At 41.3% G+C, this 19,030-nt stretch carries 17 protein-coding genes; 4 read left to right on the top strand and 13 right to left on the bottom strand.

Features of this window, described 5'->3' with window-relative positions; translation table 11 throughout:
- Position 1: 1 nt before the first annotated feature.
- Positions 2-508: a YceI family protein gene (locus OO016_RS08505; protein ID WP_266012428.1), complete on the bottom strand. Its 507-nt coding sequence runs from the start codon at positions 506-508 to the stop codon at positions 2-4.
- Between the two features lie 80 nt (positions 509-588).
- Positions 589-1,539 carry a TerC family protein gene (locus OO016_RS08500; protein WP_266012425.1) on the bottom strand — a complete coding sequence of 317 codons (951 nt, stop codon included), beginning with the start codon at positions 1,537-1,539 and terminating at the stop codon, positions 589-591.
- A 169-nt stretch (positions 1,540-1,708) separates the two neighbouring features.
- Between OO016_RS08500 and OO016_RS08495 the strand changes: the two genes are divergently transcribed.
- Positions 1,709-3,379, top strand: coding sequence for a S41 family peptidase (locus tag OO016_RS08495; protein ID WP_266012424.1), 1,671 nt, complete (start codon positions 1,709-1,711; stop codon positions 3,377-3,379).
- A 6-nt stretch (positions 3,380-3,385) separates the two neighbouring features.
- On the opposite strand, the gene OO016_RS08490 is transcribed toward OO016_RS08495, so the two are convergent.
- Positions 3,386-4,597 carry a multidrug effflux MFS transporter gene (locus tag OO016_RS08490; RefSeq protein ID WP_266012422.1) on the bottom strand — a complete coding sequence of 404 codons (1,212 nt, stop codon included), beginning with the start codon at positions 4,595-4,597 and terminating at the stop codon, positions 3,386-3,388.
- A 306-nt stretch (positions 4,598-4,903) separates the two neighbouring features.
- On the opposite strand from OO016_RS08490, the gene OO016_RS08485 reads away from it, so the two are divergent.
- Positions 4,904-5,272 (top strand): DUF7009 family protein, encoded by a 369-nt coding sequence (locus OO016_RS08485; RefSeq protein ID WP_266012420.1) that lies wholly within the window; start codon positions 4,904-4,906, stop codon positions 5,270-5,272.
- 4 nt (positions 5,273-5,276) lie between these two features.
- Positions 5,277-7,601, top strand: a complete 2,325-nt coding sequence (locus OO016_RS08480) for an FdhF/YdeP family oxidoreductase (protein ID WP_266012418.1) — start codon at positions 5,277-5,279, stop codon at positions 7,599-7,601.
- Here the strand turns inward: OO016_RS08480 and OO016_RS08475 are convergent.
- Positions 7,595-7,789 carry a hypothetical protein gene (locus OO016_RS08475; RefSeq protein WP_266012416.1) on the bottom strand — a complete coding sequence of 65 codons (195 nt, stop codon included), beginning with the start codon at positions 7,787-7,789 and terminating at the stop codon, positions 7,595-7,597. The two genes, OO016_RS08480 and OO016_RS08475, sit on opposite strands and share 7 nt — an antisense overlap.
- 168 nt (positions 7,790-7,957) lie before the next feature.
- Here OO016_RS08475 and OO016_RS08470 point away from each other — a divergent pair, with 168 nt between their 5' ends.
- Entirely contained in the window at positions 7,958-8,533 is a 576-nt protein-coding gene (locus tag OO016_RS08470; protein ID WP_266012414.1) for a DUF4251 domain-containing protein, read from the top strand.
- An 11-nt stretch (positions 8,534-8,544) separates the two neighbouring features.
- On the opposite strand, the gene OO016_RS08465 is transcribed toward OO016_RS08470, so the two are convergent.
- The 9 genes from OO016_RS08465 to OO016_RS08425 all read right to left on the bottom strand — a co-directional run bounded on the left by OO016_RS08465 (position 8,545) and on the right by OO016_RS08425 (position 18,745).
- Positions 8,545-9,003, bottom strand: a complete 459-nt coding sequence (locus OO016_RS08465) for a hypothetical protein (RefSeq protein WP_266012412.1) — start codon at positions 9,001-9,003, stop codon at positions 8,545-8,547.
- Between the two features lie 194 nt (positions 9,004-9,197).
- Positions 9,198-10,067, bottom strand: a complete 870-nt coding sequence (locus tag OO016_RS08460; protein ID WP_266012410.1) for an alpha/beta fold hydrolase — start codon at positions 10,065-10,067, stop codon at positions 9,198-9,200.
- Positions 10,068-10,338: 271 nt separating this feature from the next.
- Positions 10,339-11,799, bottom strand: coding sequence for a PQQ-dependent sugar dehydrogenase (locus OO016_RS08455; RefSeq protein WP_266012408.1), 1,461 nt, complete (start codon positions 11,797-11,799; stop codon positions 10,339-10,341).
- Between the two features lie 283 nt (positions 11,800-12,082).
- Positions 12,083-13,360 carry a pepsin/retropepsin-like aspartic protease family protein gene (locus OO016_RS08450; RefSeq protein ID WP_266012406.1) on the bottom strand — a complete coding sequence of 426 codons (1,278 nt, stop codon included), beginning with the start codon at positions 13,358-13,360 and terminating at the stop codon, positions 12,083-12,085.
- 91 nt (positions 13,361-13,451) lie between these two features.
- Positions 13,452-14,516, bottom strand: a complete 1,065-nt coding sequence (locus OO016_RS14465; RefSeq protein ID WP_266012404.1) for a helix-turn-helix domain-containing protein — start codon at positions 14,514-14,516, stop codon at positions 13,452-13,454.
- 275 nt (positions 14,517-14,791) lie between these two features.
- The gene (locus OO016_RS08440; RefSeq protein WP_266012402.1) at positions 14,792-15,241 is read right to left on the bottom strand and encodes a cold-shock protein; all 450 of its coding nucleotides are present in this window, start codon (positions 15,239-15,241) and stop codon (positions 14,792-14,794) included.
- A 97-nt stretch (positions 15,242-15,338) separates the two neighbouring features.
- Positions 15,339-15,530, bottom strand: a complete 192-nt coding sequence (locus OO016_RS08435; RefSeq protein ID WP_266012400.1) for a cold-shock protein — start codon at positions 15,528-15,530, stop codon at positions 15,339-15,341.
- 190 nt (positions 15,531-15,720) lie between these two features.
- On the bottom strand, positions 15,721-17,526 hold the full coding sequence (locus OO016_RS08430) for a glycoside hydrolase family 2 protein (RefSeq protein WP_266012398.1): 1,806 nt from the start codon (positions 17,524-17,526) through the stop codon (positions 15,721-15,723).
- Positions 17,527-17,560: 34 nt separating this feature from the next.
- Positions 17,561-18,745 carry a PQQ-dependent sugar dehydrogenase gene (locus tag OO016_RS08425; protein WP_266012396.1) on the bottom strand — a complete coding sequence of 395 codons (1,185 nt, stop codon included), beginning with the start codon at positions 18,743-18,745 and terminating at the stop codon, positions 17,561-17,563.
- Positions 18,746-19,030: the final 285 nt, after the last annotated feature.

Below are 19,030 nucleotides of genomic sequence, written 5' to 3'. Positions count from 1 at the left end.
TTTATTCCAGCTCAAATACCATACTGATTAATACTTTGTTTTCCTCGCGATTTTTTTTGATGAAGATCCCGTAGTCAGAAGTATAAAGCTCGGTCTTACCGGAAAGACCCCTTTCTGTTGTCTTAAAATTGATAATAAGGGGGTTGGTGGTGCCCTTAATAGTAAGCTGACCCTTTACCCGAATTCCTTCCCCTAAATCCTCCACTTCATCACTCTTAAAATAGATCCGCGGGTATGCATCTTCATTGAAATACTTACGCCCTTTTAAAGCCCAGTCCCTGAGGAAATTTCCGGTTTTCAGGCTGCTTACTCCAACAGACCCTTCAAAATAAGAAGTGCTGGGATCTTCAAGGTTTACTTCCGAGGAGGAACGAAAATCCCCCACAGTTCCGGAGACATCTTTGTATTGGAACACAAAGCTGATTTCTTTCAAGATCAGCTTCGATTGTCCATAGGAAATAACTGGAAGGAGGCTAAATAAAGCAATGAATATTATTCTATATAACATTTATATTATGGTTTTATTAACAACGTAAGTAATATTGTATGGTAATTTATTAATCCTTTTGAATAAAAGTATTAATAAACTTATTCTACCGTTTTATCCTTTTCCGGTATAAAGAGGGATGCCAGTACCCCGGACAAAAGAGACACAACAATTACCGATAAGGAAAGCCATTCCGGAAAATCAACATAGTGGGACATCAACATCTTTATACCTACAAAAGCAAGGATCACTACCAGGCTGTAATTGATAAAACGGAACTTGGCCAGCATTCGGGAAATCAGGAAATACATCGACCTTAGCCCTAGAATAGCCATAATATTGGAGCTGAATACAATAAATGGATCTGCAGTAATCGCCAGGATAGCAGGAATGCTGTCCAGGGCAAAAAGGATGTCTGTCAGTTCTATCACAATAAGGGCGATAAATAGGGGAGTGGCTGCTGTAATTCCCATCCTTTTAATGAAAAACTGGTTGCCGTCAATCCGTGTTGTTAACGGATAGATCTTTTTTATTTGCCGGAATACGAAGGATTTTTCGGGATCGTATTTGATTTCATCCGATTTCAGCATCTTGTATGCAGTGTACAAAAGGAAAATCCCGAAAACATAAATAATCCAGTCGAAATGATTGATTAGGGTAACCCCGAAAAGTATCATAAATGCACGGAAGAAAATGGCCCCAAGTATTCCCCAAAAAAGAACCCGGTGCTGGTATTTGGGCGGAATGCCAAAAGCTCCGAAAATCACTGCTATCACAAAAACATTATCAATGCTGAGCGACAGTTCTATAAGGTATCCGGTGATGTATTTTAAAACCGCATTGCCCGGTGTTAGCTCCGTGGGATTATCGATCAATCCAGAGGTAAAGAGCCAGTGAATGACAAAACTAAATGCCAGGGCTACACTAACCCAGAGCGAGGTCCACAAGGCGGCTTCCCGGGACCGGATAACATGATCCCGCCTGTTGAGTATCCCCAGGTCCAGGGCCAGAAAAAATCCGATAAGAAGGAGGTAGGTTGCCCAAATCAGCATCAAAGGCAGTTTTTATGCTAAGATAAGCATCGTTTGCCAAAAGCGGCATATTACTTTGCAGGCACTTTGTTTTAGAATTATTAATCGCATTTTTTAATAAAAGAGTAACAAACAAATTAAAACCACGTCATATAAAAGCAAAATCATCCATTAAGCAAAATCTGATCTGATGAAATCCTTATTTCCCGCAACTTTAAAAGCCCTGTTGATATGTTTGTTATTCGTTTGTGCCTGCAGCCTTCAGGCGCAATCGAAATTTACCTCTGAGCAATGGCAGGAGGACCTTCGTTTTCTACAAAAAACTATCCACGAGGACTACCCCTTTCTTTTTAAGAAAATTACAGCTGAGGATTTCGATGCCTCTGTGAACAACTTATATAAACAAATCCCTCAATTACAGGAACATGAGATTATGGTTGGATTTGCCCGCATTGTATCATCCATAGAATATGGGCACACTGTTTTTGGATTCTGGGAAGGTATTATACCTTATCATCAATTACCTGTAGTTCTTTATAATTTCAATGATGGGATTTTTATCCAGGGGGCCCATAAAGATTATAAGGACATACTTGGAGCAAAAGTTGTTGCAATTGAAGGGAAACCCATCGCGGAGGTGCTGGAACTGATGAGACCTGTGGTTCCTGCTGAGAATGATCAATTTGTAAAAGCCTATCTCGTTAACTACCTGACCCATCCGGAATTCCTGCATGCCCAGAAAGTGATGCCTGTGTTGAAGAATAACATTAGCCTTACACTGGAAAAAGAAGGACGTCAATTTGAAAAAACAATACAGGCAGTAAAGGCCGAACGCTTCCCCAGGCGCTATGGAATGGTAGTGCCCAGTGAAACCTGGTTAGAGTCCAGAGACCTGAGCAAAACACCACTTTATTTAAAAAACCTGGACAGGATATATTTCTATGAATATCTCCCGGATTCGAAAACCGTTTACGTAAGGCATAGCCAGATCCAGGATCAGGAAGGACAGGATATCCCTGCATTTTATGCCGAAGTTTTTGATTTCATCGAAAAGAATGATGTGGAGAAGCTAATCCTGGATGTAAGGCTGAACGGAGGGGGCAATAACTACAAAAACAAACCCATAGTTACCGGCATCATCAAATCAGAAAAGATCAATAAACCAGGCAAGTTCATGGTCATAATCGGCAGGCGTACATTCTCTGCCTGCCAGAACCTTGTAAATGAGCTGAGTAACTATACCAACGCAGTATTCGTTGGGGAGCCAACCGGAGAGAACATAAACTTCTACGGGGATAATCGCCCTGTACAATTACCCAACACCCAGATAAATGCCTATTTATCGTTTGCCTGGTGGCAGGATAAACCACAATGGGAGAATGCGGACTGGACTACACCGCACATTGCGGTAGACATGAGTTTTGAACAGTATCGCAACAACGAAGATCCTGTTTTACAGGCCGCCCTGGACTTTTCTGATGATAATTTTGTACTGGACCCAATGAATTATTTCCGGAATCTTTTTGTATCCGGAGAAGTTGAAAAGCTTCAATCCGAAGTTGTGCGCATGATGCAGGATCCGACTTACCGGTTCTTTGATTTCGAAGGGGAATTTGATTCAGCTGGTTACGATCTTCTCAAAGGGAATCGGATTGAGGAAGCCATTTATGTTTTCAGCATGAATACTCAGTTATTTCCGGAGTCTGCGAATGCCTGGGACAGCCTGGCAGAAGCCTACTGGAAATCAGGAGCTCTGGACAAGGCCAAAGAATATTACAAAAAGGCAATATCGCTGGATATTGAAGGCAACGTTGCTGCAAACTCCATGCGGATGTTAAAGCGGATAGAATCCGGTGAATAATCCTTTTTAGTATCGATTCCTGATACCGCTCTTGGTGAAGTAGTAATAGCCCAGGATAAGGCAGGAAATAGTCCCGCAAACGAGGAATCCTACAAACATGGGGAGTACCGAGTTCAGAACAAATTTACCAATGAAGGAACTGATGGGAACGGCCATTACTGTAGCTACAAAACCGGTTATGGCTGCGCCAATGCCCGCAATATGACCCAGGGGCTCCATGGCCAGGGATCTCAGGTTTCCGAAAATGAATCCCACTGCAAAAAACTGGACAGCAAAAAATATCATAAGCACAATAACTGGCGGATTACCACTATTGAAGTAAAGCAAAATATAAACGAGAGAAGTGAGTACATAAAGGATAATGGCTGCCGTTACCAGTCGCAGCATACCCAATCTAACTACAAGGGTGCCATTGAGCAGTGTGGCAGCCCCTATGGTTATGGCAAGGGCAGCAAACAGGTAGGGAAATGCGTCCGGCAATCCGTATTGTTGCTCAAAGACCTGCTGTGAAGTGCTTAAATAAACCAGAAAAGATCCGGTAATAAATCCCCAGATAAAGGTAAATGCGACGGTCTGGCGGTAATTCAGCAACTCCTTAAAGCCATCGATGAAAATGCGGCCCCTGAAACTATTACGACGTATTTGCGGAAGAGTTTCGGCCTGACGCTTCCAGAACCACCAGCACACAAGTATGCTGAATCCTACCTGCACATGAAAAATAGCCTGCCAGCCCATCCGGTCCAGAATATACTTGCCTAGCGCCGGAGCCACTACCGGAACCAGGATGAAAACCACTGTGACAAAAGACATCACCCGGGCCATATAATCCCCGCTGTAAGTATCCCGGATCATAGCTACGCTAATGGTTCTAGGGGCCGACAGGGAAATACCCTGAAGTATTCGGCCGATGATCATAACTTCCACACTACGCGCAAAAACACATATCATGCTCGATAGAATAAACAAGCCAAATCCCATGTAAACTACAGGTTTGCGCCCGATACTATCGGAAATAGGGCCAAAAACCAGAGGACCTACACCCAAACCGAGAAAGAAAAGGGTAATTAAAAGCTGGTTGTCTGCCGCTGAACGGGATTGAATGGTTTGCCCAATAGGTTCCAGGGCAGGTAGCAATGCATCCAGGGCCAGTGCGGCAATGGACATAAGAGCAGCCATCAGGGCTACAAATTCGATCTGGGAGCTACGCGAAACAGACATTCGGCAAAAGTAGGGTATTCAGCCCATATTAATAGAGGGGCAGGCAATACTAAAACAGTTCAAAAACGTAGCCCAAAAGCCAATAGGGGATAATGAAAACGAATACCGTGCCGATGCATCCACAACGTCCCCCTCCTATTTTTTTAGCCCCAATGGCCGCTACAACTGCACGAACCAGGTTTTTCGTGATTAGTTTCTTTGATCTGCTAAAGCTAACTAAAATTTTGGCTGTTCACGGTGAGTCTGATAAAATCCCAAGACATTCCCATAGAAGTCGTATTTTTAAGAATAAGAAAGGTAAACCCTATGAAAATAAGGATCAAAGGAAATTCCATCCGCTTACGCTTAACTCGTAATGAAGTAGCTGATTTGTGTACAAAAGGTTTTATTAGGGAAACCACCCGATTTCCGTCGGGCTTGTTCAGATATGAGGTGATGATTTCGGAAGTGCACAATACCCTGAATGCCGCTTTAGAAGATAATAGTATCTGTTTTTACCTTCCCCGGAAGCTTTCTGAGAACTGGCCCGACAATGAAACGGTTGGCTTTGAAGAATGGTTGCCCTTGACAAATGATTCTACATTACACCTGCTTCTGGAAAAGGATTTTCAGTGTCTTGAAGCACGCTCTGAAGACGAATCGGACCAGTATCCTAACCCTAAAGCTTTACTTTAAATAAATGAGCAAAAAACATTACAAAAGAAATGTTTCTTACGAAGGTCCTGTTCATTTATCAGATCTAAAAACCAGGGAAGCATCTTCTTATGCTGCCGGTGTGCCGGGAGTATTTAGCACACTGAAGCACAGCCTGAAGGAAATGGGTGTTTTACGGTCTACAACTTCCCTGCTGAAAATTAATCAGAAGCAGGGATTCGATTGTCCCAGTTGTGCCTGGCCAGACCCGGAAAATCCCTCAAGAGTAGGGGAGTACTGTGAAAACGGTGCTAAGGCCCTGGCAGATGAGGCTACAAGGAATCATTTAAATACGGATTTTTTTAAAGAACACTCGGTAGAGGTACTCTCGCACTGGTCGGATCTTGAATTGAATCAGTTGGGTCGGCTTACAGAGCCCATGGTCCTTCGGGAAGACAGTAGTCACTATGAGCCTGTAAGCTGGGAAGGAGCTTTTGAGGTTATTGCTGAAGAGCTCAGGGCATTAAAAGATCCTAACGAAGCTATATTTTATACCTCCGGTCGTTCCAGCAACGAAGCTGCTTTTTTATACGGTTCATTTGCCCGGGCATTAGGCACCAATAACCTTCCGGATTGTTCAAACATGTGTCATGAATCCAGTGGTGTAGCACTTTCGGAAACCCTGGGAATAGGGAAGGGGAGTGTTACCCTCGAGGATCTATATGGCGCTGAAGTAATCATTGTTGCCGGTCAAAATCCCGGCACTAACCACCCCCGTATGCTGTCTGCCCTGGAAAAATGCAAGGAAAACGGGGGACGTATAATCAGCATAAATCCACTGGAAGAGGCGGGTCTTGTTAACTTCAGAAATCCCCAGAGAACTAAGGGTTGGATTGGAAAAGGGGAGCCTATGGCCGACTTGCACCTTCCGGTAAAAATCAACCAGGATATCCCCCTGTTAAAACTTATCATGAGGAAGCTAGCCCAGAAAGAGGCGGAGACGGGAGGGGTTTTTGATCGGGAATTCATATCCACCAAAACGGAGGGATATGAAAAACTGATGATGGATCTTGAGCAGTATTCAGAAGACCATTTGCTTGAATTAACGGGAGTAGAGGAGGCAAAAATCAATGCAGCGGTGGACTACCTCACGCGGGCCAGAAAAATCATTATATGCTGGGCAATGGGCCTTACTCAACATAAGAACGGGGTGGAAACGATTCGGGAATATGTAAACCTGCTCCTCCTTAAGGGTGCTCTTGGAAAACCTAATTCGGGAACCTGCCCGGTTCGTGGGCATAGCAATGTTCAGGGCGATCGCAGTGTGGGTATCATGCATTATGTGGATGAGGAATACAACGAACGTCTAGACAGGTATATGGGTATTAAAGCGCCGGATATCCCAGGAGTGGATGTGGTAGGGGCCACGGAAGCCATGCACAAGGGAAAGGCCAGGGTATTTGTAGCCTTAGGGGGGAACTTTTTAATGGCTGCTTCAGATACGCGCTACACAGGTAGGGCCCTTCAGAATTGTGAATTAACAGTGCAAGTGAGCACCAAACTCAACCGATCCCATTTGGTAACGGGCAAAAAAGCCCTGATCCTGCCAACTTATGGTCGTTCGGAAAAGGATACCAAAAACGGTAAATCCCGGTTTGTTACTACCGAGAACAGCATGGGAAGGGTACGCTGGTCTAAAGGCATTTTAAAACCTGCCTCTGCTGACCTTATGAGTGAACCTGAGATCATTGGAAACTTGGGAGAGGCTTATTTTGGAAAGGACCACGTTGTTCCCTGGAAATCACTGGGGGAGGACTACAGGGCTATACGCGAACTTATAGACCTGGTCGCAAGAGGTTTTGAAAATACGGAGGAGCGTTCAAAAGGAACCGGATATTATTTGCCAAACAACGCACGAGCAGGGGATTTCAGCAAATTACCAAAAGGAAGAGCAAAGATTAGCCTGAATAAACTTCCTGACCATGAATTGGCCGAAGATGAATTGATGTTGATGACCATTCGTTCTCATGATCAGTTTAATACTACCATTTATGGTATGGACGACCGTTACCGTGGTATTTACGGTGAAAGGAGGGTCTTATTGATGAATAAAAAAGATATGGCTGATAGAGGTTTGAAAAACCGCGAAATTGTGGATCTGAGCAGCAGCTATGATGGGGTTACCCGAAAGGCAGATAATTTCAGGGTAATTTCCTATAAAATACCAAGAGGCAATACGGCTGCATATTTTCCGGAGACAAACGTTTTAGTTCCGCATAACAACTTTGCCGACAAAAGCAGGACACCCATTAGTAAGTCTTTGAGGATACGCGTACATCGAAAATATGCTCATGAAGACCATCTTTATTGAACGGCCAGGTGTTGTAGCACTTCATATACCAGGAATGCCGGCCATACAATGGCTTTGAGCAAGCCAATTATACCCGCCCAGAAGCCTGTTGCTACCTGGATATAATAAACGGCAGCCCCGATTAACCCCAGGCCATATACGGCATTGGAAACGTGTGTTGTACGGGTTGAAGGATTAGTAGTTGTCATATTCCCTTTATTTACAGACAAATATCTGCAGGGCAGGGGTTAACAAAAATGATTTTTATCAGGATAAGCTTTTATTTGGCACTTGATTTTTGAGAAAACTTTGTGACATTTTAGGGATTTTTTGGGAAAATGGGAGTACTCAAATGTAGTATCTTGAGTTATAGGTATATGAGAACGAAAAAACACATCAGGTTTGTGCTTTTTTATGCCCTTTGGATCGCCGGGATCATATGGGCCCTGGGTAGTTGCAGCGGTACTAAAAAAGCTGTGAGCGATGAAACCATAAAGGAACTAAAACAGCAGGCAGATTCCCGCAGTATAAAGGTAAGGGCAGAGTGGGCAATTCCCCTCACAACAACTGCTATGGCAAGTGTGTACAATTCTGGTTTATTGCCACCTGGCAGCAATGTTTCACGCATAAACCTTATGCAGACCCCTAATTCATTCGAAATCCGTGGGGATACTATTTATGCCGACCTTCCGTATTATGGGGAAAGAAGGATAGTTTCCGGATATCCGGGAGTCAGCGGAATTGATTTTAAAGCACCCATGGAAAATTACAAATCTGAATTCTTAGATAAAGAGGGTTCATACCGAATCAATTTTGATGCATCTTTTGGAACAGAGCGGTTTGATATAATGGTTAAATTATTTCCCGGTCAAAAGGCTGTATTAATGTTCTATAGCACACAGAGAAATCCCATACGTTACGAAGGAGTAGCGGAGAATCCGCAATCGGAATAGAAAAACATTACTCAAATATTATTGATGATAGTTAAATAAAAAAGGCCATAAGCTACACCAAATGCAATTGGCAGTGCAACTATAACAGATTTTATATATGAGTGAGGATACACCTCATTTGCCTGTTCTTCAGTAAGTAGTATCGCTATTTCATTCCTTCTAATTAACCTGCTGTTAATGAAACTCTTGGAATTTACAATTTGTTTTGAGAGTAGTTTTGCCGTTTTAGATTCTTTACCTGCAACTCCATAAATGGTTCCATCTACATTGATTAAGTATCTGAATATGTATTTATTGGAATCGTAAATAATTTTCACAGGTTTACTAGTTTTCCCCATGGAAATACTGCTAGATCTGTATGAATACCTTAATTCTGAAGCAGAAACCGGTTTTGATACATAACAACTTTGCATTAAAAGGAGAGTGGATAATATCATCATAAACTTCAAAGAATGCTTTAGCTGCTTCATTTAGAGATTAGTTAGGGAATTTAGTTAGGGATATTTTCGCTAAAATAGTTTTAGCAATAAAGAAATTTTAAATAGGGTATATTATGACCATTATCATGTGGCTAGGCGTATTCTATTTTACATAATATAAATTATAGAACAAATGTAGATTATTCTGTATTGCTATATAATTTGATGTAAAACATGAAGTACAATTAATCGGCTCTAAACTCCTGTATACTTTCTTCCATCAATAGATTAAAAGTTTCGGGCTTATCCCACATAATAACGTGACCAACATTCTGCACAATTTTGACTTTGTAATCAGGAGCATATTTTCTAAAGGATTCAACATTCGTCGGTTGCATATCAGAATTTATGGCTATAATGGGAGTATTAACCGCACGAAGCACCTCAATACATCGCTCATTTTGCCAATTCATAACCCCGTTTAACGATTCTCTCCAACCTTTTTGTGAGCTTCCTTCTAGAAAAGACATAACGCGTTGATGGGCGGAATCGATATTCTTTTTAAAAAAACCTCCTGCTACTAACTTTTCCTTTGTTGGGTTATTTACCAGGTCCATCATTACACTATCCATAAACTTGGCAGTTTCAGGAGGATATTTCAATTCAACTTCCTGCAATGCATCAACCAGTACTACACCGCTGACCTGATCCTGAGCCAAAGCTGCCGCTTCCACAACAATTGGCGCACCCATTGAAAATCCTACCAGTACTACATTATTAAGATCCAACTGCTTAATAATTTCAGAAATATCCCGACTATAAGAAGAAATTGTCCAATCAGAACGATTGTTGCCGGATTCACCAAAACCCGGCATATCGACTGCTATTACCCGATAATTTTCAGAAAAGTGTGCTACCTGGGCATCCCAGATGCTTCGGTCATTAGCCCACCCATGAACCAGTATTAGGGTGATTTCTCCACTACCCTCGTTATCAAAGCGGATGCTCACCCCATCGTAAGAATCTATAACAGTGACAGGCTCACTTTTGCATCCGCCAATAAGGAAAAATAAGAGGAAAATCAAAGGGCTAAATCGTTCATAAATTGCTTTCATCCTAATGCTTTTTGTTATTCACATGTAAGATAGCAAATTAATGGATAAAATGGGCTAACATATTGATATAAAGTATATTATAAATTGTATTGTTAAAGAGGTTAATTCAATAAACAGATCTCATTATCCTTTAGATTAAATATAGTTTGCTGGGCAGAAAGGAATGGATAGCCGATGAGTCCCTATGTAAAATTATATTGGAAATCACCTTAAAGTTAAATTACCTTTCTGTACTAATTAATTTGACTCTTACTTTAAATAAAGTATGGCACTATTGCTCAGGCACAAGGCGTATAAGTCTGCCGGGGCCCTCAACCGCAATGTAAAGATAACCGTCTGTACCCATTTGGGCGTCACGAACCCTGCCGATTCCCTCCAATAGTGTTTCATGGCCAACGACCTGGTTGCCATTCATCTTTAAACGATGGAGGTATTCAAATTTAAGTGAACCGACGAAGAGGTCATTTTTCCAATTTCCATAAAAATCGCTGGACACAAATGTCATTCCACAGGGAGCAATGGAAGGGGTCCAGTAATATACTGGTTGTTCCATACCATCCGCCTCGGTAAGGTCCGTAAATGTAGTTCCATCATAATTAATACCATATGAAATCACAGGCCAACCATTGTTGTTCCCTGCTTCCAAGATATTGATTTCATCACCACCCCGAGGTCCATGCTCGCCTTCCCAAACCATTCCAGTTTCTGGATGCAGGCTCATTCCTTGAGGATTGCGTGTTCCGTATGTAAAAATTGAATTAACCGCTCCAGATGTGTTATAAAATGGATTGTCAGCAGGAACTTGACCGTCGTCATGGATACGGTGTATTTTTCCTAGTGCATTGTCCAATTCCTGAGGGTAAACATCCCTAAATGTGCGATCACCAACGGAAACATACAGGAAGCCATTACCATCAAACAACAGTCTGGATCCATAATGTTTGGAGCTGCTGAGATAGGGAAGTGCCGTAAATATGTTCTCCACATCGACCAAACTGTTTCCCTCAAGCCTGGCTCTTGCCACTGCTGTGGTGTATTCAGATGCATTATTGGGGTTGGCACGGGAATAAGACAAATAAACAAATGCATTGTTTTCAAAATCTGGATGTATAAGTACATCCAACAATCCACCCTGCCCTAGTGAAACAACGTCTGGAACACCGGTAATTTCCGTCAATTGCTTATCGGTACTTACTAAAAACAGTCGTCCTCCACGCTCGGTCACCAAAATTTCACCATTGGGTAGTTGCTCAATCCCCCAGGGAATTCCGGGAATCTCATCGGTAATGGTTTCCAATCGGAAATTCAGGTCATCGGATGAGATCAAACCAGACAAATCGGGGTTGTCCTCTTCCAACATCTCTTTGGTTTTTCCTTCAATATCGGTAAGTATATAGTTGGCCAGATCCTCTATTTCCTTCTCACTCAACATAGAACCATAAGCTGGCATTCCATTGCCTGGATATCCATTAGTTATAGATTCTATAACATCTTCCAGAGAATTGCCATAAACCCAGTCGCGTTCAACAAAGGAGGACAAGTCCTGTCCATGACAGCCTCCACATTCATTTCGATACGTTAGGGCTATATTTTCAGGATCAACAATTTCATTTTCTGAATCAATTCCTTCTTCGGGCGACTCAGGATCCATTGCATTGTTACAGCCTAACAGTATGAATATTAAAGGCAGCAACAAAAATTGGGTTGTTTTAAACCATTTGAAGGCTTGCATTAGATTGAAATTTAAATGAGCAAACTGAATTGAAGTGATTGGGGCCATAACAAAGTGTACATCAACGCTAAATAAATTAACGTTGTTTTTTTTAATAAATTATTAGGTTGAAAATTCGACGGGGTATTCGGTATCAAAACTAAGAAGCCTAACGTTGGAAAATTATAGCAAAAATAAACAGTAATTAATGTTTGACCACATTTTTCGTCCTTTTATATTGAGCCCAATTTTCAATATTAAAAAAGAAAATCAGAATCTTTATAAAGAATTTAAAACTTAGGTGCTAGAGGGGTTTATTCAATAAACAGATCTCATTATCCTTTAGATTAAGTATAGTTTGCTGAGCAGAAAGGAATGGATAGCCAATCAGTCCATCCAGAAGGTTTACCTTGTGGTTTCCTCCAAATAAATCAGCGAAAATAAAGTCCATTTCATATTCATTTTTACATATCTGTATATCATTGAGAGAGACCTTGGTTACGGTTACATAATTATTTTCGGCACCACCAAGTTTGTCCTTGCGGATATTATTATAGGAACCATTTAATTTTACTTCCCATTCTTTATTCAGCATATTACCCTCCGCACCACTGTCGATACCAAGTTTGACAATCTTATCAGCAATATTAACTTCAATTATCGGAATATGCATTGCCATACTCATTGGCAGAGTACGATCTTTCGTAATACCATAAGTACCGCGCATCGCCTCTGTATCCCTCCATAATTTCAGGATGCCCTGTTTATAGTCAAGATCCATTGCAAAATCTTTCAGTATGCCGTAACCTATTGTGCCGCCAAAATTTTCAACTCCTATATTCCTCCCCAGGTGTGAAATTTCTGCTATGTGTGCATCTAATTCTTTGAATTCCATATTATTCCAGACGAATTGATCAACGATTAGTTCCCGGACACCCTGCATCTTACCGGTCACCCCCATGGGCATGTTTTGGCTGGTGCTCCCCGCCATATCATAATACTCAGCATTAAGCATAAGCTGACCAGCTGTACCGCTATCCACAATAAAATTTGCCTTTCTACCATTAACAGATGCTTCAACGATCATATGACCTGTTCCAGTGAGTTGAAATGATATTTCTTCAAAGGGCTCTTTTGAAATGTTCTCTGAAGACGATTGATTATCCTTTTTTTCAGGATGACCCGCTAAAGTAATACTGGCAATATCTGCCCTTAACAGTTTATGATCCTTGTCCAGTTGTATTAGTTTCTTTTCCCTTCCTTTTTCGGTAGTGAAATTAACCTCTACCCCTATCTCATTATCCCTATACGAGGTTGAAATTATTTCATAGTCTCTGATTTCAGGATATTGGATGATAACTTGTTTTAAAATATTCGAGGCCATGGGATTGCCATATTCCTGGTACTGATAATTATCTGCAAGTAAGTCTTCAATTTTTGAAAAATCTCTGGTGTTGACCGTTTTTACCAGAATAGCCACGGTTTGATCAGCAGAAGCTGAAGTAGTTCTTTCCTGACACTGAACAAATAATACTAATCCTAAAGAAAGTAAGATCAGGCTGATTTGATTTTTGAGTTTCATGATGTTTGATTTATTTGATTAATAATTAGCTCAAACATCAGGATATAATCAATGTAAATCGACTCATCCTTCAGGATGATACCACTTGGATTTACAAATTGATAGAACTCATATATTGCGATGGTGTTTCGTTAGTGAACTTTTTAAAAGCCCGATTGAATGTGGCTTTGGAGGTAAAACCGGATTCCAATGCCATTCCTAATATACTGAGGTGCCCATATTTAGGATCAGACATAAGCTCTTTAACCTGGTCTACGCGGTATCTGTTTATATAATCAGTATACTTCATTTCGGCATGCCTGTTTATCGCTTGAGACAATTTATTAACAGGTATATTAAGCTGTACAGAAAGATCATTTAGCGAAAGTTCCTGATTGATGAACGCCTTTGTTTTATGCATATGACCTTCTAACTTAGTCCATACCTCCAGGCTCTCTTCTGTTGACAATAAAGATTTTTCGTATTTAGGAGCAAAGACTTTTGGCACATCTGTTTTCACAGATTCCCGGATCCCGAAATAACTGGAAAGATATACTACACCCGTCAGCATCACAAATATCCCCAGAGACAATCCTGATTGAATAGAGTGATCTACAGATGATGGGGTAAATATAGACAACAGGGCAAGCAGCCATATGCTGCCAACAAAAGCAATAAAAGTGCGTATCCAGGTTAACTTATTCTTCGCGTAAAATTGTTTATCCCTGGTCAGGATATAACTGGAGACCAAATAGATGGTCAGAAGTCCCACGAAGAACAATTGAATATAATTGATCCCTTCCAGAAAGTGCACATAAACAATCTGTTCCTCGCCCTGAGCTGCAATAAGTGTTTTGATATACGAGTAAGATTGATAGGCAAATAAACCCACAAATGGGATTGCGTGTAACGCATGACTCCATTTCAGTGTAAAAGCTTCATTTCTATGGGCACATATATAAAGAAATAAAAATGGCCCCTGCAGGAACGGAATGGATGAATTAATAAAAGAAATATAGGTATTTACTCTAAAATCACTGATTTGTAAAAAACTAAATAGCGCATGAATACCGATAACCAGTAACCACCCTATCATAATAAGATCTGAGGTTTTCTTATTTTTATTGGCCAGCCAGATTGTACCTGAAAAGTACCATGCCTGAACAATTGTAATCACCAGAATGTACTTTATAAGCATAGCCTAAAGTAACTTACAATGAGATCGGAATATTTAAACCACACTTTTAACTTTTGTAGTAAGCACGTAAGTTATAAAAAGCTTATTAATATGGAGTTTACTTTAAATGGCAGTGACAGGACCGGTTTTGCATCCCCTGAGTAACAATTTTGGCTGTTATATATCATATGAAAGATAATGAATAAATACAACACATTGAAAAAAAGCGCTTTACCTAAAGTGTTTGGTAGGGTTGAATACAACAATGTATTAGTTTAATCCAGTAGTTTCACCCTAACAGCATTTAGTCCTTTAAGGCCTTTTTCAAGTTCAAAACTAACCTTGTCGTTTTCATTGATTTCATCAAGCAAGCCGCTGATATGACAAAAGTATTTTTCCTGGTTTTCTTGATCCACTATAAATCCAAAACCCTTGGAATAATCAAAAAAAGATACTTTCCCTTTCCGCACCGGATCATATTCCGCCTTTTCCCTTTTGGGTACTTCCAGTACAATTTCTGAGGCGTCGATTTCCTCTTTTTCCTCAGGATCCTGAGGGGTTTCGGTCAAATTCCCAAATTTATCCACATAGGCAAATGGGATTCCCCCACCCCCTTCTTTAGCTTCCTCCTTTCGGGCCTCTTTCTTCTTTTGTTTTTCTTCCCGTTTTTTTAATCGTTTCTTTTCTTTCTCTCGCTTACTATATGATTCTTGCGATCTCGCCATAGATTTATGTTAGGTGTTACTTTTAAAAAACTCCCTAATCAGGGGTACAAAAAAACCCATCCTTTTGAGATGGGTTTTCATTAAGAAAAATAATGTCTTATATAACTTTTACGTTTACTGCATTTAATCCTTTTCTTCCTTGTTCTAAATCAAACTCAACTTCATCACCATCGCGAATTTCGTCAATCAATCCAGAAACATGTACAAAATGTTCTTTTTCCTCACCTTCTTCAGCAATAAATCCAAATCCCTTGGTGCTGTTAAAGAACTTTACTGTTCCAATACTCATTTTAAATTGTTTAAATATTACTAATTGTGGCAAAGGTGGTGCTATTAATTGGTTTTTGGACTATTTATTTCATTTATTTTCAAATATTTAGCAAAAGACTACTCAGACATCTCCAATACAGTCTTTATATATATGATGGGGTAATGATTCTCATATTCTTATTTAGGATCAGTTTCTTGTACTAGCTACCTTATCCCTTGTTGTAATATGATTGTAAGGTATAAAAAGCCTTTTTCTTTCGTCCCTGTTCGGATATCAGGCCTTTGCGGTTAAAATCTTTCTGTATTTTCTTTAAATGGCGCCTTGGCGACCGGAAATCCATTAATATCCAGGGAGATACGCCGCCCAGGAAATCCATATTCTTCAGCATTTCAATATTGTAGTTATAAACCGCATCCTGGTATTCCTCCGTCCAGCGTTCGTTGGCATTGCCGTGGTATCCCTGCAAGGCCCCGGCTCCAAATTCACTGACGATCACAGGTTTGCCATAGCTATTCTTCCATCTAATGGCCGCACAGCTCTTTGTTTCCTGGCTGTACCACCCACAATAGTTGTTAATCCCGATAACATCAACTATTTCACCCAGAGGATCATCAATTACCCTAACCCCCTGGTCGCCTGAATGGGTGTCTAAAGCGGCTGTTATAAGCCGACCGTCATCCAGTTCCCTTGCCTTTTTGGCCAGCTTCTTAAGAAAATCATTCCGCATAAAGCTGACCGGTGTTTCATTAGCAATGGACCATAGCACTATTCCAGCCCTGTTCCTATCTCTCGAGATCATCTCTGTAAGTTGCTGTTCGGCAAGTGTGTAGGTGTACTTATTGTCATATTGAATGGTCCAGTACACAGGGATTTCGGACCATACCATCAAGCCCATCCTTTCAGCCTCCTGAACCATTTGTTCACTATGTGGGTAATGGGCTAATCGGATAAAATTGCAACCCAGTTCTTTGGCCCAGTTAAGCAAGGTAATGCACTCTTCCCGAGAGGTGACACGGCCTGTTTTAAAAGGTGCTTCCTCATGTATACTAATGCCCTTCAGGAAGATCTCCTTTCCGTTTAATAGAATTTTGTCCCCTCTGGTTTCTATCTTCCTGAAGCCGATTTGATCCTCAATACTGTCCGAGAAAAAGGTAAATTGAACTTCATATCTCTTGGGATATGAAGGCGACCATAGCCTGGGATCTGCCTTAATTCGAAATTGGGCTACACCCTGAGAGTTCAGTGCAAAGCTTTGGCTGATGCTCAGCTCCGGGATAGTGAGCTTTACCCGTTCTTCCTCTCCTGCACTGCTCACTTTGACCCAGCCTTCTATTGTCCCCTTTGAAACCTTGGAAAGGCTGACATTATAGTCCACAATATGCTTGCGAGGCACGCTGACCAACTGCACCGAACGCGTTATGCCGCCGTAATTCCACCAATCTGTATTTACCGTTGGAATGCCCTCACGTTTCCTCGTATTATCTACTTTTACAACCAGGAAATTATCTTTCTCCCTGACTATATCCGTTATTTCAAACATAAAGGATGTAAATCCACCCGTGTGTTTCCCCAGATACTCCCCATTGAGATAAACCCTGGCCTCATAATTTACTCCTGCAAAATGCACATAGACCCGTTGGCCTTCTTCTGGCAAATAATCAAAATCTCTCTTGTACCATACCGTGCCTTCATAATAGTACAATTTATCCGATTGGGTGTTCCAGTCGCCCGGAACCATTAATTCCAGGTCTGTATCAAAATCATATTCAATGAGGTCTGAAGGCGATTTCATTTTTGAATTTTTGAAATATCCATCATCCCTGGGTTGATACCGGTGGTTGTAATACCCATTTTCCAGGGGATCTACAATTACCTGCCAGAGTCCATCAAGTTTTTCCACTTTTCGTGCATTGACATTTTGCAGGAATAACCCCTCCTCTATTTGGGCCGTTCCCATATAAGCCGGCAACAGCAGGAAAACTAAAAGTGCTTTTTTGAGTTTTAAATTATTCAATGAAGTATAAGGCAATTTTTATCAGGTCAGGAATTTAACTCTTTTCATAACTCACCCGGTATATGGCATTGCCAAAATCATCAGATATTAACATAGAGCCATCATCCAGGAGAAGGAGGTCCACAGGCCGTCCGAACACTTCCTGTGAAGCTTCATCAAGCCATCCATCTAGAAATGTCTCATAACTAACAGCCTTATTGTCTTCCACTTTTACCAGGCTAATCCGGTAACCAATTTTGGAGGAACGGTTCCAGGAGCCGTGCTCGGCAATAAAGGCATGTCCACGGTATTCTTCGGGGAACATAGTGCCTGTGTAGAATTTTACTCCCAGGGGCGCTGTATGAGGTCCCAGGTTCTGGGCAGGAGAAACGAAGTCTTCACAGGGAAATTTATCCCCAAATTCCGGATCCTTGATAGTTCCTCCGTGGCAGTAGGGGTATCCAAAGTGTTGACCAGCCTCCGTTACCCGGTTCAATTCACAGGGGGGGATGTCATCTCCCATCATATCCCTGCCATTGTCAGTAAACCAGAGTTCTCCGGTATCCGGATGCCAGGTAAATCCAACGGTATTACGTACACCCCTGGCATAGATCTCCCTGTTGGAGCCATCCGGGTCCATTCGTGTTATACTGGCGAAACGTTCGTCCTCACTTTCACAAATATTACAGGGCGCACCCACAGGCACATAAAGTTTCCCATCCGGACCAAAAGCGATATACTTCCACCCGTGGTGGAATTCCGTAGGGTAATCGTCATAAACAACTACCGGTTCGGGTGGATTATTGAGATTGGCTTCTATATCATCATAGCGTAAGAGCCTGTTCACTTCGGCAACGTAAAGTGATCCATCCCGAAAGGCTATCCCATTAGGAACCTGGAAAGTGGTATCCAGTACAATAATATTATCTGCCTTGTAATCCCCGTCCGTATCCTGTATAGCATATACCCGCTTACCCCGGCGGTTTCCGACAAATAAGGTGCCGTTATCACCCATAGCCATGGATCGGGCGTTGTCTATACCTTCAGCGTAAAGATTGATTTTGAATCCTTCCGGAAGATTCAGTCGTTCAATGGGCAGACGGGTGGAATCTTCAACCGCTGATTCCATTGCAGTGATTTCTTTTTTCTCTTGTTTGGCCTGCTTGCAGGAGAATACGAAAAGTGATGTTAATAAAATGAGAATTATCTGATGTAGTGAATTGGATACCGTAATTTTCATATTTACTCTGATTTTTATTTATAGAAATATACCCCTTTTTAATGGCAAGTACAACTGCTTATTTTGTTTCAGAACAGGTAAGTCGTATCAGATATCCCCGTTTCGTTTCGCACAATGACAATTGTAACAACCCTTTCAAAATTTCGTCTTATTAATAAACCAACATCAATCATGAGAACACTAAAAATGAAATACAACACCCGAAGCCTTTATTACAATGAGGACCGAGGTTTGTCCATGAAGAGGGAATACATGGTCAAGTAAATAGTTAATGGCAGGTTGCCA

Source organism: Lentiprolixibacter aurantiacus (assembly GCF_026241225.1).
GTDB classification, from domain to species: Bacteria; Bacteroidota; Bacteroidia; order Flavobacteriales; family Flavobacteriaceae; genus Lentiprolixibacter; species Lentiprolixibacter aurantiacus.
The sequence above is the reverse complement of the archived record's forward strand: the minus strand, read 5'-3'. Positions and strand labels throughout refer to the sequence as shown.